The sequence below is a fragment of the Ollibium composti genome (assembly GCF_004801285.1).
In the GTDB taxonomy this organism is placed as follows: domain Bacteria; phylum Pseudomonadota; class Alphaproteobacteria; order Rhizobiales; family Rhizobiaceae; genus Mesorhizobium; species Mesorhizobium composti.
This window is the reverse complement of sequence record NZ_SSNY01000016.1, coordinates 39,204-54,748: the sequence shown is the minus strand read 5'-3', so window position 1 is coordinate 54,748 and position 15,545 is coordinate 39,204. Positions and strand designations below refer to the sequence as shown.

The 15,545-nt window shown below is 65.1% G+C and carries 17 protein-coding genes; 11 read left to right on the top strand and 6 right to left on the bottom strand.

Annotated elements, in window-relative coordinates; all coding sequences use genetic code 11:
- Positions 1-12: 12 nt before the first annotated feature.
- Positions 13-957 (bottom strand): carbohydrate kinase family protein, encoded by a 945-nt coding sequence (locus E6C48_RS20885; RefSeq protein WP_136360124.1) that lies wholly within the window; start codon positions 955-957, stop codon positions 13-15.
- 253 nt (positions 958-1,210) lie between these two features.
- On the opposite strand from E6C48_RS20885, the gene recA reads away from it, so the two are divergent.
- Both recA and alaS read left to right on the top strand, forming a co-directional pair.
- Positions 1,211-2,296, top strand: coding sequence for a recombinase RecA (gene recA / locus E6C48_RS20880; RefSeq protein WP_136360123.1), 1,086 nt, complete (start codon positions 1,211-1,213; stop codon positions 2,294-2,296).
- A 222-nt stretch (positions 2,297-2,518) separates the two neighbouring features.
- The gene (gene alaS / locus E6C48_RS20875; RefSeq protein ID WP_136360122.1) at positions 2,519-5,185 is read left to right on the top strand and encodes an alanine--tRNA ligase; all 2,667 of its coding nucleotides are present in this window, start codon (positions 2,519-2,521) and stop codon (positions 5,183-5,185) included.
- A gap of 87 nt (positions 5,186-5,272) precedes the next feature.
- Here alaS and E6C48_RS20870 read toward each other — a convergent pair whose 3' ends face one another.
- From E6C48_RS20870 to E6C48_RS20855, 4 genes are all read right to left on the bottom strand, one after another.
- Positions 5,273-6,241 (bottom strand): glycerophosphodiester phosphodiesterase family protein, encoded by a 969-nt coding sequence (locus E6C48_RS20870; RefSeq protein WP_136360121.1) that lies wholly within the window; start codon positions 6,239-6,241, stop codon positions 5,273-5,275.
- Between the two features lie 83 nt (positions 6,242-6,324).
- Entirely contained in the window at positions 6,325-6,951 is a 627-nt protein-coding gene (locus E6C48_RS20865; RefSeq protein WP_136360120.1) for a glutathione S-transferase family protein, read from the bottom strand.
- Between the two features lie 6 nt (positions 6,952-6,957).
- On the bottom strand, positions 6,958-8,169 hold the full coding sequence (locus E6C48_RS20860) for an NADP-dependent isocitrate dehydrogenase (protein ID WP_136360119.1): 1,212 nt from the start codon (positions 8,167-8,169) through the stop codon (positions 6,958-6,960).
- Between the two features lie 131 nt (positions 8,170-8,300).
- Positions 8,301-8,837 (bottom strand): ATP-binding protein, encoded by a 537-nt coding sequence (locus tag E6C48_RS20855; protein WP_136360157.1) that lies wholly within the window; start codon positions 8,835-8,837, stop codon positions 8,301-8,303.
- Between the two features lie 98 nt (positions 8,838-8,935).
- On the opposite strand from E6C48_RS20855, the gene E6C48_RS20850 reads away from it, so the two are divergent.
- Genes E6C48_RS20850 through E6C48_RS20840 form a run of 3 tightly spaced genes read left to right on the top strand, consistent with a single transcriptional unit; the run spans position 8,936 to position 10,900 of the window.
- Positions 8,936-9,823: an RNA methyltransferase gene (locus tag E6C48_RS20850; protein WP_136360118.1), complete on the top strand. Its 888-nt coding sequence runs from the start codon at positions 8,936-8,938 to the stop codon at positions 9,821-9,823.
- Entirely contained in the window at positions 9,816-10,667 is an 852-nt protein-coding gene (gene murI, locus E6C48_RS20845) for a glutamate racemase (protein WP_136360117.1), read from the top strand. Before E6C48_RS20850 ends, murI begins: the two co-directional genes overlap by 8 nt.
- 44 nt (positions 10,668-10,711) lie before the next feature.
- A complete protein-coding gene (locus E6C48_RS20840; RefSeq protein WP_136360116.1) occupies positions 10,712-10,900 on the top strand; it encodes a DUF3008 family protein in 189 nt (62 codons plus the stop codon).
- A 146-nt stretch (positions 10,901-11,046) separates the two neighbouring features.
- Here the strand turns inward: E6C48_RS20840 and E6C48_RS20835 are convergent, their stop codons facing one another.
- Positions 11,047-11,685 carry an NAD(P)-dependent oxidoreductase gene (locus tag E6C48_RS20835; RefSeq protein ID WP_136360115.1) on the bottom strand — a complete coding sequence of 213 codons (639 nt, stop codon included), beginning with the start codon at positions 11,683-11,685 and terminating at the stop codon, positions 11,047-11,049.
- 144 nt (positions 11,686-11,829) lie between these two features.
- Between E6C48_RS20835 and E6C48_RS20830 the strand changes: the two genes are divergently transcribed.
- From E6C48_RS20830 to ttcA, 6 genes are all read left to right on the top strand, one after another.
- Positions 11,830-12,249 carry a winged helix-turn-helix transcriptional regulator gene (locus E6C48_RS20830; RefSeq protein ID WP_136360114.1) on the top strand — a complete coding sequence of 140 codons (420 nt, stop codon included), beginning with the start codon at positions 11,830-11,832 and terminating at the stop codon, positions 12,247-12,249.
- Positions 12,250-12,352: 103 nt separating this feature from the next.
- The gene (locus E6C48_RS20825; RefSeq protein ID WP_136360113.1) at positions 12,353-12,697 is read left to right on the top strand and encodes an ArsR/SmtB family transcription factor; all 345 of its coding nucleotides are present in this window, start codon (positions 12,353-12,355) and stop codon (positions 12,695-12,697) included.
- Entirely contained in the window at positions 12,681-13,172 is a 492-nt protein-coding gene (locus E6C48_RS20820) for an SRPBCC domain-containing protein (RefSeq protein ID WP_136360112.1), read from the top strand. The genes E6C48_RS20825 and E6C48_RS20820 overlap by 17 nt, the downstream gene beginning before the upstream one ends.
- Entirely contained in the window at positions 13,090-13,590 is a 501-nt protein-coding gene (locus E6C48_RS23235; protein ID WP_456238545.1) for a GFA family protein, read from the top strand. The genes E6C48_RS20820 and E6C48_RS23235 overlap by 83 nt, the downstream gene beginning before the upstream one ends.
- A 351-nt stretch (positions 13,591-13,941) precedes the next feature.
- Complete coding sequence (gene rpsD, locus E6C48_RS20810; RefSeq protein WP_136360110.1) at positions 13,942-14,559, top strand: 30S ribosomal protein S4; 618 nt, start codon at positions 13,942-13,944, stop codon at positions 14,557-14,559.
- A gap of 103 nt (positions 14,560-14,662) precedes the next feature.
- Positions 14,663-15,517 (top strand): tRNA 2-thiocytidine(32) synthetase TtcA, encoded by an 855-nt coding sequence (gene ttcA / locus E6C48_RS20805; protein ID WP_136360109.1) that lies wholly within the window; start codon positions 14,663-14,665, stop codon positions 15,515-15,517.
- The last annotated feature ends 28 nt before the right edge of the window (positions 15,518-15,545 follow it).

Here is a 15,545-nt window from a genome sequence, read left to right as displayed (position 1 = left end):
GGCTTTCATGGCTCATGCCATTTCCTGCGGTTCGGGCACAAGGGCCAGCGCTGCGGCAAAGTCCGCCGCCGTGAAATCCGGCACCGCATGCGGGCTTTCGATGGCCAGAAGCGCCGCTGCGGCGCCCTCGCACAGCGCCTGCCGCAATGCCTCTCCACGTAGCACGGCCGCGACCGTGGCGCCGGCCAGCGCATCGCCCGCGCCGGTAACGTCGGCGACATGGCGCGGGGCGGGCGGCACAATGGTGAAGGCGCCTTTCGCGTCGAAGCCGATCAGCGGCCCGTCGCCGGCGCTGACGACGCCGCCCTTCAGGCCGACGGCGTGCAATCCGGCTACGAGGTCCGCCGCCAGGGCGTTCTTTTCCAACCCGGTCAGGGCTGCTGCCTCGCGGCGGTTCATGAACAGCAGCGCCAGCCTGTCGAGTACCGGCTTCAGCCGCACCGCCTTGGCCGGCGAGATGGCGATGGCGAAGACCGGCTTGCCGCCGGCCGGCGGCACCAGCCGCTGCAGCGCCGCCTCCGGCAGGTTGGCGTCGAGGAACAGCGCGTCCGCCGTCGTCGCCGCCTCGCGCAGCTTGGCGCGCCGCACTTGCTTGGGGAAAGCGAGGTCGTAGAGTCCCATGTCGGCAAAGCCGACGACCAGTTCGCCCTCGGCGTCGAGGATGGCGGTATAGCTCGGCGTCGTGCGGTCGAGGAAGACGGCCGACAGGTCCTCGATGCCGGCCGCCGCGATGGCGCGCGCCACGGTCTCGGCCGCCGCATCGCCGCCGCGCAGCGACGCCAGCGAGGCGGACGCGCCGCGCCGCACCGCCGTGCGCAGCGCGTTGAAGACGCCGCCGCCGACATCCTCGCGCATCGTGCCGGGGTTGGAGGCGGCGGCTATATAGGCGCCGCTCACCTGGCCGCGCCGGTCGATATGCGCGCCGCCGACGGCGAGGATATGCGGCGCGCGCGTCATGCCGGGCACCGGTCCCGCCCAGCGGCGATCATGGCGCCAAAGCCGAATCGCCCCTGGCCGGAACGGCCGTCGCCCCCTGCGCGGCATATGGATACATTCGAAGCAGAATAGGTAAAACAAAAAAAGAACAAAATAGAATCATCCTTTTTTATCAAATATATACGACCCTTGCCAAAACGGAACAAAAGAGGTACATATTCGCAGGGTCCACCGGGCTCTCCGGCCTTCATTGACGACCAAGGGGTGATGTATCATGGCTCAGAACAGTTTGCGGCTTGTAGAGGATAAATCGGTGGACAAATCAAAGGCGCTGGACGCCGCTCTCTCGCAGATCGAGCGCGCCTTCGGCAAGGGCTCGATCATGCGCCTGGGCGCCAACGAGCAGGCGGTCGAGATCGAGACGGTGCCGACCGGTTCGCTGGGGCTGGACATTGCGCTCGGCGTCGGCGGCTTGCCGCGCGGGCGTATCGTCGAGATCTACGGGCCGGAAAGCTCGGGCAAGACGACGCTGGCCCTGCATACGGTGGCCGAAGCGCAGAAGAAGGGCGGCATCTGCGCCTTCGTCGACGCCGAACACGCGCTCGACCCCGTCTATGCCCGCAAGCTCGGCGTCGATCTGGAGAACCTCCTGATCTCGCAGCCCGACACCGGCGAGCAAGCACTGGAGATCTGCGATACGCTGGTGCGTTCCGGTGCCGTCGACGTGCTGGTGGTGGACTCCGTTGCCGCGCTCACGCCGCGCGCCGAAATCGAGGGCGAGATGGGCGACGCGCTGCCCGGACTGCAGGCTCGCCTGATGAGCCAGGCGCTGCGCAAGCTCACCGCCTCCATCTCGCGCTCCAACACCATGGTCATCTTCATCAACCAGATCCGCATGAAGATCGGCGTCATGTTCGGTTCGCCCGAGACGACCACCGGCGGCAACGCGCTGAAGTTCTACGCCTCGGTGCGTCTCGACATCCGCCGCATCGGCTCGGTCAAGGACCGCGACGAGGTCGTCGGCAACCAGACGCGCGTCAAGGTGGTCAAGAACAAGCTGGCGCCGCCCTTCAAGGTTGTCGAGTTCGACATCATGTATGGCGAGGGCGTGTCGAAGACAGGCGAACTGATCGACCTCGGCGTCAAGGCCGGCGTGGTGGAGAAGTCCGGCGCCTGGTTCTCCTACAACTCCCAGCGCCTCGGCCAGGGCCGAGAGAACGCCAAGCTGTTCCTGCGCGACAATCCCGAGCTTGCCCGTGAGGTCGAACTGGCGCTGCGCCAGAACGCCGGCCTGATCGCGGAAAAATTCCTCGAGAACGGCGGCGAAGGCGATCTGCCCGACGAAGCTGCCGAGATGTAGGCTTGGCTCCTTTCCTCGCCCCCACGAAGTGGGGGAGAGGTGGCTCGGGCGAAGCCCGAGACGGAGAGGAGGCTGCTGCCATTTAAAGATAACTTGGACCGCCGGCCATGGGCCGGCGGTTTTGCCGTTTTCCGGCTCCGCCTTTTCTGGACAGCGCCATGAGCCGCCGTTAAGAGAGGGCGTTTCGCCGGGCCGGCCGGCATTTCCTGCAAGGACAGACGAATGAGTGGCGTCAACGATATCCGGTCGACCTTCCTCGATTATTTCAGGAAGAACGGACACGAGGTCGTGGCCTCCAGTCCGCTCGTACCGCGCAACGACCCGACGCTGATGTTCACCAATGCCGGCATGGTGCAGTTCAAGAACGTCTTCACCGGGCTGGAGAAGCGTCCTTATTCGCGCGCGACGACCTCGCAGAAATGCGTGCGCGCCGGCGGCAAGCACAACGACCTCGACAATGTCGGCTACACCGCGCGCCATCTCACCTATTTCGAGATGCTCGGCAACTTCTCCTTCGGCGACTATTTCAAGGAACGCGCCATCGAGCTTGCCTGGAACCTGATCACCAGGGATTTCGGCCTGCCGAAGGACAAGCTGCTCGTCACCGTCTACCACACCGACGACGAGGCGGCTTCGCTGTGGAAGAAGATCGCCGGCTTTTCCGAAGACCGCATCATCCGCATCCCCACTTCCGACAATTTCTGGGCGATGGGCGATACCGGCCCTTGCGGCCCGTGCTCGGAGATCTTCATCGACCGTGGCGAGCACATCTGGGGCGGTCCGCCCGGCAGCCCGGAGGAGGACGGCGACCGCTTCCTGGAATTCTGGAACCTCGTCTTCATGCAATACGAGCAGGTGACGAAGGACCAGCGCACCGACCTGCCGCGCCCGTCCATCGACACCGGCATGGGGTTGGAGCGCATGGCTTCCATCCTCCAGGGCGTCGAAAGCGTTTTCGAGACCGACCTGTTCCGCCACCTGATCGAGGCGACCGCCTCGGCGCTCGGCCGCGGCCCGGATAAGGACAACACCGCCTCATTCCGCGTCATTGCCGACCACCTGCGATCGTCGGCCTTCCTCATCGCCGACGGTGTTCTGCCGTCCAACGAGGGCAGGGGCTACGTCCTGCGCCGCATTATGCGCCGCGCCATGCGCCACGGCCAGCTGCTGGGCGCGGCCGAGCCGCTGATGTTCAAGCTGGTGCCGGCGCTGGTGCGCGAGATGGGCCAGGCCTATCCGGAACTCGTGCGCGGCGAGGCCCTCATCACCGAGACGTTGAAGCTGGAGGAAACGCGCTTCCGCAAGACGTTGGCACGCGGCCTGACGCTGCTCGAAGACGCGGCTGGCGGGCTTTCCGCCGGCGACATGCTCGACGGCGAGACCGCCTTCAAGCTCTACGACACCTATGGTTTCCCGCTCGACCTGACGCAGGATGCGCTCCGCCAGCGCTCCATCTCCGTCAATCTCGACGGCTTCAACGACGCCATGCAGCGCCAGCGCGCCGAGGCGCGCGCCAACTGGGCAGGTTCGGGTGAGGCGGCGACAGAGACGATCTGGTTCGGCCTCCGTGAAAAGCTCGGCGCGACGGAATTCCTCGGCTACGACACGGAAAAGGCAGAGGGCGTCGTGCAGGCGCTGGTCCAGGGCGGCAAGGAAGCGGAAAGCGCAGCCGCCGGCGAAACGGTCGCTGTCGTCGTCAACCAGACGCCGTTCTACGGCGAGTCCGGCGGCCAGATGGGCGACACCGGCACCATCGCCGGCGACGGTTTTTCCATCGATGTCACCGACACCCAGAAGAAGGCCGACGGCCTGTTCATCCATCTCGGCAAGGTCGCCAGGGGCACGGTGAAGACGGGCGCTGCGGTCGAGCTCGCGGTCGATCATGCCCGCCGCTCGAAGCTGCGCGCCAACCATTCGGCCACGCACCTCATCCACGAGGCGCTGCGCGAGGTGCTGGGCACGCATGTCGCGCAGAAGGGCTCGCTTGTAGCGCCCGACCGCCTGCGCTTCGACATCTCGCACAACAAGGCGATTTCGCACGACGAGCTCGAACAGGTCGAACAGATGGCCAACGAGATCGTCGTCCAGAACGGACCGGTGACGACCCGGCTGATGTCGGTCGACGACGCGCGCGCCGAAGGCGCCATGGCGCTGTTCGGCGAGAAATACGGCGACGAGGTGCGCGTCGTGTCGATGGGCACGGCAACGCACGGCGAGAAAGCCAACCGGCCCTATTCGATCGAACTGTGCGGCGGCACGCATGTCGGCGCCACCGGCGACATCGGACTGGTGCGCATCCTGTCCGACAGCCCCGTCGCCGCCGGCGTGCGCCGCATCGAGGCGCTGACCGGCGAGGCCGCGCGCCGGCACCTGGACGATCAGGACAGGTTGCTGAAGCAGGTTGCCGCGACGTTGAAGATTTCGCCCGCCGACGTTCCCGCACGCGTCGAGGCGCTGGTGGAAGAACGCCGCAAGCTGGAGAAGGAGCTTTCGGAAGCGCGCAGGAAGCTGGCGCTCGGTGGCGATTCCTCGGCCGACGCCCCGGCGGCGAACGAGACGATCGCCGGCGTCGGCTTCCTTGGCAAGGCGGTGTCCGGCGTGTCGCCGAAGGACCTGAAGCCGCTGGCCGACGCCGCCAAGAAGTCGCTGGGCTCGGGCGTCGTCGTCTTCGTCGGCGCCGGTGAGGACAACAAGGCGAGCGTCGTGGTCGGCGTCACCGACGACCTGACCGGCCGCTTCAGCGCCGTCGACCTCGTGCGGGTGGCTTCGGCCGCACTTGGCGGGCAGGGCGGCGGCGGCCGGCCCGACATGGCGCAGGCCGGCGGCCCCGATGCCTCGAAAGCGCAGGCCGCCATCGACGCGGTCAAGACAGCGCTGGCCGGAGCCTGAGGCGAGTCGTTCGAAGCGTGACCGGTTCAGATTTGGCTCAGGAATCCGGTCGTCCTGAAAGATCGCGCCGGGCCCCGGGTCGCCGGCCTATTGCTTGACCTTCGGGCCGATCCTGTCGATGCGGTTCGTCCAGATCGCGCCGTCGAACCGGGCAGGCAGATCGGCCAGGGCCTCGATATCGTCGACGCCGGATGAAAAGCCGCTGCCATCATAGGCGCCGAGCAGCACCAGCGTGCTGTTTGCAGCCTTGAGCCGCGCCGCCAGCCTGTCAGGATAACCCCAGACGAACGGCGCGATGTTGGCGGGCAGCATGAACAGCGTGTCGCGGCAGTTCTGCGGCACATACCCGCTCCAGCCCAGCACCCAATAGCGCAGCAGGCAGCGCTTCACGCCGTCGGTGTCCAGCACCGGCGCGTCCGGCAGCGCCGCGGCATAGGCGGCCATCGCGCCGCCGCCGCCATAGACGGTTATCAGCTTTCGCTGCGCCGCCGGCAGCGCACCGATCGCCTCGGCCAGCCGTTTGCCTTCCTCGTCGTCGTTGCTCTTGATGTTGATGAGAAACTGTCGATCCGGAAAAGTGGCCGAAACCTCGTCGAGCGAGGGCATCAATCCCACGCCCTTGCCGCGGAACGGGAAGGTTTTGCCGCCGTCGGCGGTGTAGCCGTAGCCTATGTCCAGCGCCTTGAGCGCCGCTAGGTCGTGCTCGCGCGTGACACCGTGGCCGTCGGTCCGGCAGTCCAGCGTCCAGTCATGGAAAACGACGAAATGGCCGTCCGTCGTGGGGTGGATGTCGAACTCCACGACATCGGCGCCGGCATCGAAGGCGGCACGGAAACCCGCGATGGTGTTCTCGAGATAGGAATGCTCCGGGGCGAAGATGCGTGTCGCCGTGCAGGTCTCGCCGGTCAGGCCTTCCCGATGAAAGGTCTGGCCGAGGCCGCGATGCGCGATCAGCTGCGGTCTGGCGTCGGAATGCGAGAACAGCGAGGTGTTGCCGGCCCACAATGCGGCCGCCGCGAGACCAAGCGCCAGCAGCACTTTCATTCGTTTGCGCATGGACGATCCCGAATCGAAGCTGCGAGGGGATTCGTTTGTTCCGCCTCCGCGCGGCGAAAACATGACGTGCCCTGCGGCTGTCGTCAGTCGGCCTTTTCGGTGGCGGCAAAGCTCGGCCGCGCGCTGATTTTCTTCCACCAGTCTTCGATGGACGGAAAAGCCTTGAGCAAGCTGCGGCCTTCTTCCGTCCTGAGGAAATAGCCGATCACCGGCGCGACGTGCAGGTCCGCCAGCGTCAATTGGCTACCGAGCAGCCAGTCTCCGGGTCTCTTCAACGTCGCCAGCGCCTTCAAGGCGGTTTCGGCGATGCGCAGGCCGCCAGCGATGCGTGCCTCGTCCGGCGGATTGCCTTCCAGCCGCTCGACCGCTACGTTCCAAACCATAGCGCGATAGGCGTAGGAATCGATCAGGCCGACGATCTGGTGCATCACCGCGCGCCCGCGCGCATCGGCGGGCTGGAGGGGCGGGCCGTCGAACGCCTCGTCGACATAGCGGGTGATGGCGCCCGTCTCGAACAGTCGGAACCCGTCATGCTCGAAGGCCGGGATGCGCCCGAACGGGTGGCGCTCCAGATACCATGCCGGCGGACCGCCTTCGGCAAAGATGTCCACCGGCACGAGGTCATAGCCGATCCCCTTCTCCTCCAGCGCCATGCGCGCGATGCGCACATAGACGCTGTAGTCCGCACCATAGAGGGTGGGGCGGCTCATCAGGCCTTAGGCCATCGCCTTCTGCAGGTTCTCGTCTACCTTGTCGAGGAAGCCCGTGGTGGAGAGCCACGGCTGGTCGGGGCCGATCAGCAGCGACAGGTCCTTGGTCATGAAGCCGGACTCGACGGTCTGGATGCAGACCTTCTCCAGCGTCTCGGCGAATTTCTTCAGTTCGGCGTTGTCGTCCAGCTTGCCACGGTGCGCCAGGCCGCGCGTCCAGGCGAAGATCGAGGCGATGGAGTTGGTCGAGGTCTCCTCGCCCTTCTGGTGCTGGCGGTAGTGGCGGGTAACGGTGCCGTGCGCGGCCTCCGCCTCGACGGTCTTGCCGTCCGGCGTCATCAGCACCGAGGTCATCAGGCCGAGCGAGCCGAAGCCCTGAGCCACCGTATCGGACTGCACGTCGCCGTCGTAGTTCTTGCAGGCCCAGACATAGCCGCCCGACCATTTTAGCGAGGAGGCCACCATGTCGTCGATCAGCCGGTGTTCGTACCAGAGCTTGCGCTCCTTGAATTCGGCCTCGAATTCCTTCTCGTAGACCTCCTGGAAGATGTCCTTGAAGCGGCCGTCATAGGCTTTCAGGATGGTGTTCTTGGTCGAGAGATAGACCGGATAGTTGCGCAAGAGGCCGTAGTTCAGCGAGGCGCGGGCGAATTCGCGGATCGATTCGTCGAGGTTGTACATGGCAATGGCCACGCCGGCGCCGGGCGCGTCGAACACGTCGTGCTCGATCACCTTGCCGTCCTCGCCGACGAACTTGATGGTCAGCTTGCCCTTGCCGGGGAAGCGGAAGTCGGTCGCCTTGTACTGGTCGCCGAAGGCATGGCGGCCGACGATGATCGGCTTGGTCCAGCCCGGCACCAGGCGCGGCACGTTCTTCATGATGATCGGCTCGCGGAAGATGGTGCCGCCGAGGATGTTGCGGATCGTGCCGTTGGGGCTCTTCCACATCTTCTTGAGCTTGAATTCCTCGACGCGCGCCTCGTCCGGCGTGATGGTGGCGCATTTGACGCCGACGCCGTGCTTCTGAATGGCGTGCGCGGCGTCGATCGTCACCTGGTCGCCGGTGGCGTCGCGGTGCTCGATGCCGAGGTCGTAATAGTCCAGCTTGAGGTCGAGATAGGGGTGGATCAGCTTGTCCTTGATGAGCTGCCAGATGATGCGGGTCATCTCGTCGCCGTCGAGTTCGACGACCGGGTTCGCCACCTTGATCTTCGCCATGGAAAATATGCCTCGCTGCTGGGGATAGGGCCGCGCGCGGGCACGGCCTTGAAAGGATGCGGCCCCTATATCAAAGCGATGTGACGTGCGCAAACGCGACGAAGTGCGAACGCCGCCGCGAGCTCCGGCGGCTAGGAAGGCAGGCGGAACCGGTCGCTGTCCAAGGCTGCTATAACGGCGGCCAGCGTGTCGCCGCGGCTTTGTCCGTCCGTTCGCAGCACATGCGGCTCCAACTCTCCGAGATCGGAGAATTGCCGGTGCAGGTCGCCGATCGGTCCCGGATCGCTCAGCGTGTCGCCGCCGCGCTGCCGGCAGCGTTCGATCGCCACCTCGAGCGGCGGCCGAAGCACGACGTAGTGAAGCGGTACGGCCAGCGCCTTGAACGGCGGCAGGAACCATGGGCCGACGATGCCGTCGAGGACGACGAAATAGCCGCCCTCGGCATAGGCTTGCGCCGCCTTGGTCAGCACGTCGATCACCACGCCGTTCTGCCTGTCGGCTTCGGGCAGGTAGGGTGCGATCGCGCCGTTCTTGATGAAATGCCAGAAGTCGTCCGTATGGAGATGCACCTTCGGTGCGCCGGGCTCCGCTGAAAGGGCGCGGGCCGTGGTGGTCTTGCCGGAGCCGGGCGGCCCGGTCAGGATGAGGATTTCGCCGCTGTGATCGATCATGCTTTTCCGTAACACGGATCGAGGACAAAGTGCGGCGCTTCATTTCCCGCGCCGGATGTGCCAGTGAAGGTTGGAAAAAACGCCAACGAACAGCCATGCAAGACACTGAAGACACCACCGCCGCCGGCGGCCCCGCCATCGTACTGGTCGAGCCGCAGCTTGGCGAGAACATCGGCATGGTCGCCCGCGCCATGGCGAATTTCGGCCTGACCGAGCTTCGGCTGGTCAATCCGCGCGACGGCTGGCCGAGCGAGAAGGCGCGTGCCGCCGCCAGCCGCGCCGACCACGTCATCGACGCCGTGCGCGTCTTCGACGACCTTCCCTCGGCCATCGCCGACCTGAACTTCGTCTTCGCCACCACGGCGCGCCAGCGCGACGGCTTCAAGGAGGTGCGCGGGCCGGTGGAGGCGGGCAGGGCGCTGCGCGCGCGCACCGCAAGCGGCGAGCGCACCGGTATCCTGTTCGGGCGCGAGCGTTTCGGCCTCAACAACGAGGAGGTCGGGCTGGCCGACGAGATCGTCACCTTCCCGGTCGATCCGACCTTCGCCTCGCTCAACATCGCCCAGGCGGTGCTTTTGATGGCTTATGAGTGGCGCAAGTCCGGCCTCGCCAACGAGACGGAGACGAACTTCGCCGGCCCCGACATGGCACCCGCCACCAAGCAGCAGTTGCAGGGCCTGTTCGATCATCTGGAGGCGGCGCTCGAGACGCGCGGTTATTTCCGCCCGGCGGCGAAGAAGCCGAAGATGGTGGAAAACTTGCGCGCCGTGCTGACGCGCGCCGGTTTCGCCGAGCCGGAACTGAAGGTGTTGCGCGGCGTCGTCGCCTCGCTCGACTATTTCTCGCCGAAGGAGCCGCGCGGCGCCGGCTATCCCGAGCGCAAGGCGAAAGCCGACCGAGCCGCACATACGGCACCTGCGGACGACGACAACGACGCCGGCGAGCTTCCGCCTGCCGGCGGTCGAGGCATGGACAATGACTGAAACGCCGGCGCTGGAGGCTGTGGTGTCCAGGCCGGAAGCTCGGCCGGTGCTGATGTTCGATTCCGGCATCGGCGGGCTGACCGTGCTGCGCGAAGCGCGCGTGCTGATGCCCGACCGCCGTTTCATCTATGTCGCCGACGACGCCGCCTTTCCCTACGGCGCATGGGAAGAACCGGCACTGAAGGCGCATATCCTGTCGCTGTTCGCTGCGCTTTTGCAGCGCTATCGCCCGGCGATTTCGGTGATCGCCTGCAACACCGCTTCCACGCTGGTGATCGAGGCGCTGCGGGAAGCGTTTCCGGGCCATCCCTTCGTCGGCACCGTGCCTGCCATCAAGCCGGCGGCCGAGCGCACGCGTTCCGGCCTCGTCTCGGTTCTGGCGACGCCGGGCACCGTCAAGCGGCAGTATACGCGCGACCTGATCGGCACCTGGGCGCAGAAATGCCATGTGCGGCTGGTCGGCTCGGACCGGCTGGCGGCGCTTGCCGAAACCTATATGCGCGAGGGCTTCGTCGACGAGGCGGCCGTGCGGGCCGAGATCGCGCCCTGCTTCATCGAGCAGGACGGTCGCTTCACCGACATCGTCGTGCTGGCCTGCACGCACTACCCCTTCCTGGTCAACCGCATGCGCAAGACCGCGCCCTGGCCGGTGGACTGGATCGATCCGGCCGAGGCGATCGCGCGTCGCGCGCTGTCGCTGCTTACGGCAGTGGACGGCGAGGGGGCTGGCCTGCGCGGCGAGGAGCCGGACCTTGCCGTCTTCACCTCCGGTCGGACCGACTTCGCCACGCGCCGGCTGATGCAGGGGTTCGGCCTCGTCGTGCCGGAAACGGCCGGAACATAGCGCAGGTGGTCGCGTTCCTTTCTCCTGAAACTGGAGGAAAGATCATGCCTGCTACATCCAAGGCCCAGCAAAAGGCCGCCGGTGCCGCACTCTCGGCCAAGCGCGGCGACACCAAGAAGAGCGAGCTCAAAGGCGCATCGAAGGGTATGTACGAATCGATGAGCGAAAAAGAGCTGGAGGACATGGCCTCGACCAAGCGCAAGGGTAAGCCCGAGCATAAGTCGAAGGATTGAGCGGAAACGTCCGGCGCCCGCCGTCATCATGCCCGGTCCATTTCGGGCAATTCTCCACTCGGCAACAAAGTGCCCCGCTATTTCCTGTTGCCGGCAGATCCTCGGGCGAGGCCCGAGGAAGACGGGCGTTACCGCCAGCGAAACGCTCAGTAGCCCACGGTAAAGCGCTTGCCAGAATGCTTCGGCGTCTCCGCCTCGTCGAGGACCGCGACGGCGAAGTCCTCCACCGAGATATGGCTCTCGCCCTTGGTGTTGAAGACCGGGTTGTCGGCACCGAGGCGATAATGGCCGGTGCGCTGGCCGGGCGCCAGCGTGATGGCCGGCGAAACGAGGGTCCAGTCCTTCCAGTCGCCCTGTTGCAGCGCCGTCAGCGCATCGCGCGCCGCGCGGGCGCCGTCCTTGTAGGCGGTCGGAAATTCGGGCGAATCGACGAGTTGGCTGCCGTCCGGCGCATGGAGCGAGCCGGCGCCGCCGATTTCGATCAGCCTGACACCCGCCGCCCTTGCCGCCGCCGCGATGGCTTTCGAACCGGCGATATGCTTGGCGTAGATGTCGGGATCGCCCCAGCCGCCGTTGAAGGCCGAGACGACGACGTCGTGGCCTTTCAGCAGGGCGGCGAGCGCCGCGGCGTCGGTGACGTCGGCCTGGACGACGGCCACTCCCTTGGCCTCGGCAATCTTGCCGGGATTGCGCACGATGGCGGTGACCGAATGACCGCGCGCGACGGCTTCCTTGAGCAGCGCGCTGCCGACGAAGCCGGACGCGCCGATGAGGGCGATCTTCATGACTGTCTCCTTCTGCCGCTTCCCTCGCGGCTAAATTGTAGGTATGATCCGTAATCAGGTTACAACAAGTAACCATATAGCCACCTTGCCGCGGCGCGAAAAGAAGGCATGATTTCGTGCCCAGGTTACAGGGAAGGAACTGCCATGAACGCCAGAGCGGAATCGCAGGCTGCCTCGAATACGCCGCTCCTCCACACCGCGCCCGGCTTCGAGCCGGACGGGCGGGGTAATTGCCCGATGCGGGAGGTGCTGGACCGGGTCGGCGATACGTGGAGCCTGCTCGTCGTCATCAACCTGCAGGAGAGGCCGGTGCGCTTCAACGCGCTACGCCGTGCCATCGAGGGTATTTCCCAGCGCATGCTGACGGTGACGCTGCGCTCACTGGAGCGCGACGGGCTGGTGGCGCGCACGGTCAGGCCCACCACGCCGCCGGAGGTGGAATATGCGCTGACCGAACTCGGCCATTCCATCGCCGGGCCGATCGGCGCGCTCGGCGCCTGGGCCGCCGAGAACCGCGACCATATGCGGGCGGCCCGCAATGCCTTCGACGCGGCCGCCGCTTGACGGACGCCGCCCGCGGTAACGCCAACGCAAGATAACGACATGGAGTTGACAGACCGTGCGCCGCTTATTACTTAGCTGATATGTTAATTAACGGAATGGCTAAATGACAGATCCATTGAGCCGGACGCTTTCGGCGCTCGCCGATCCGACCCGCCGCGCCATCCTTGCCCGGCTTGTCACGGGCGAGGCGACCGTCAACGAACTGGCCGAGCCTTTCGACATCAGCCTGCCGGCGATCTCGCGCCATCTGAAGGTGTTGGAAACGGCAGGGCTGATTTCCCGCGGCCGCAAGGCGCAGTGGCGCCCTTGCAGGCTGGAGCCTGGGCAACTGAAGGCGGTGGATGGCTGGCTGGAGCGTTACCGACGTTTCTGGGAGGATAGTTTCGACAGGATGGACCTGTATCTGGCTTCATTGCAGAAAGGCAGTATTGATGGCGAGCCGAACTGATCCCGGGCGCCTGCGCGACGACGAACTGCTGATCGTGCGCACCTTCGAGGCCCCGGTCGCACTCGTCTTCCGCGTCTGGCAGGTCAGGGATCACATGATCCGCTGGCTCGGACCTAAGGATTTCACCTGCACGCATCTGGAGATGGATTTTCGGCCGGGCGGCAAATGGCGCGCCTGCATCGCCTCCGCTGACCACGGCACGTACTGGATGAGGGGTGAATACCGCGAGATCGAGCCGAACAGCCGCATCGTCTACACCTTCCTTTGGGAAGACGGCGACGACCAGCCCGGCATCGAGACGCTGGTCACCGTGACCTTCGCCGAAAAGCAGGGAAAGACCGTGCAATCCTTTCATCAGGCGCCATTTCTCTCCGTCGAATCCCGAGACGGCCATGTCGGTGGCTGGAGCGAATGCTTCGAGCGCGAGCGGACTTATGCGGAGAGGCTGGCAAGGGAGGGGAACTGGGATGCTTAAGACCTACAGGGGAAGCTGCCACTGCGGTTCGGTCCGCTTTGAATGCGAGGTTGACCTCGCCCAAGGGACGCGCCGTTGCAATTGCCGCTTCTGTGGCAAGTCGCGGCTGTGGAAGGTGTTCGTGCTTGGCGATGCCTTTCGCGTCGTCTCCGGGCAGGAGATGCTGCGCGACTACCGTGGGCCGGAGTCGCAATGGCCGCAAGGGCACGTCCACCACTACTTCTGCGGTTACTGCGGCTTTCGCGGCTTCAGCAAAGGCTATCTGGAGATGGAACCGTTCGACGGCTGGTTCCATGCAGTCAACGTCGCGGCGCTGGACGGCGTGTCCGATGAGGAATTGGCGGCGATCCCGATCCAATATGAGAACGGACGCGAGGACGACTACGATCACCCGCCGGCGATCGTCAGCCATATGTAAAAGCGCGCGTTACTGGCTCTTAGAGCATGTTGCAGCCAAGTGGAATCACTTGGCGTCGCATACATGCGGCAAAATCAAATAGATAGACCATGATGCCGTCCAAAAACCGCTTCACACTTTTCGGCATCATGGTCTAGTGTCCGCCGCTTGACATGAAACGCCGATCCCTCTAGAGAACCGGCAACGCACCGGGCCGCAACGCCCGGTGTTTCAATTGACGTGTCCCGTGGACATCTCCGCAAAGCGTGCGTGGGTTGTCCTGTCAGGCTTCGAAAACGGAGGCCAGAGGAGGGCGCGTTTCCTTCACCCGAAACGTGAGGTTTCGGGTGCAATGTTTTGAAAGGGAATGCGATGAGCAAGCGCGAATCCGCGAAATACAAGATCGACCGCCGTCTCGGCGAAAACATCTGGGGCCGCCCGAAGTCCCCGGTCAACAAGCGTGAATACGGCCCCGGCCAGCACGGCCAGCGCCGCAAGGGCAAGATGTCCGACTTCGGCCTGCAGCTGCGCGCCAAGCAGAAGCTGAAGGGGCACTACGGCGACGTTTCGGAAAAGCAGTTCCGTAAGACCTATGAAGAGGCCAACCGCCGCAAGGGCGATACCTCCGAGAACCTGATCGGCCTGCTGGAATCGCGTCTCGACGCCGTCGTCTACCGCGCCAAGTTCGTGCCGACGATCTTCGCCGCGCGCCAGTTCATCAATCACGGCCATGTCAACGTCAACGGCCGCCGCACCAACATCGGCTCATACCGCTGCAAGCCGGGCGACGTCATCGAGGTGCGCGAGAAGTCGAAGCAGCTCGTCATCGTGCTGGAATCGGTCCAGCTCGCCGAGCGCGACGTGCCCGACTACATCGAGGTCGATCACAACAAGATGGTCGCCACCTACCAGCGCGTTCCCGGCCTTGCCGACGTGCCGTTCGCCGTTCAGATGGAACCGAACCTGGTGGTCGAGTTCTACTCGCGCTGATCCTATCCGCAGCGAGACATATCGAAGGCCGCCTCCGGGCGGCCTTTTCTTTGCGCGCCTGCTCGGTTAAGCCGTCCCCACACTTGTTTCCGGGCCGACGACCATGAATATCCACGCCGACGCTGTGACCGAACCTTCCGAGGCGGACGGTGGTTGCCATCCGCTCTTTCGCGATGCGCCGTCCTCGGTCGAGTTCAACAAGCTGCGCAAGCGGCTGCTGCGCCACGCGCGCCAGGCCATCGAGGATTTCGCCATGGTCGAGCCGGGCCAGCGCTGGCTGGTGGCGCTGTCGGGCGGCAAGGATTCCTACGGCCTTCTGGCGCTGCTGCTCGAGCTGAAATGGCGCGGCCTGCTGCCGGTGGACCTGCTCGCCTGCAACCTCGACCAGGGCCAGCCGAATTTTCCGAAACATATCCTGCCGGACTACCTGACGGCCAACGGCATCGCCCACCGCATCGAATATCGCGACACCTATTCGATCGTCACCGATAAGTTGCCGGACAACAGCACCTATTGCTCACTGTGCTCGCGGCTCAGGCGCGGCCATCTCTACCGCATCGCGCGGGAGGAAGGCTGTTCGGCGCTGGTGCTCGGCCACCACCGCGAGGATATCCTCGAAACCTTTTTCATGAACCTGTTCCACGGAGGCCGGCTGGCCGCCATGCCGCCGAAGCTTCTCAACGACGAGGGCGACGTACTGGTGCTGAGGCCGCTTTCCTATTGTGCGGAAGCGGATCTGGAAAAATTCGCGGCCGGCATGCGCTTTCCCATCATCCCCTGCGATCTTTGCGGCTCGCAGGACGGCCTTCAGCGCAACGTCATGAAGGCGATGCTGGACGACATCGAAAAGAAGATGCCCGGCCGCAAGGACACCATGATTCGCGCGCTGACCAACGTGCGGCCCTCGCACCTGCTCGACCGCAAGCTGTTCGATTTCGCGGCGCTGGCTAAAGCATGATGCCGAAAAGTTGCAGACTTTTCGGAAA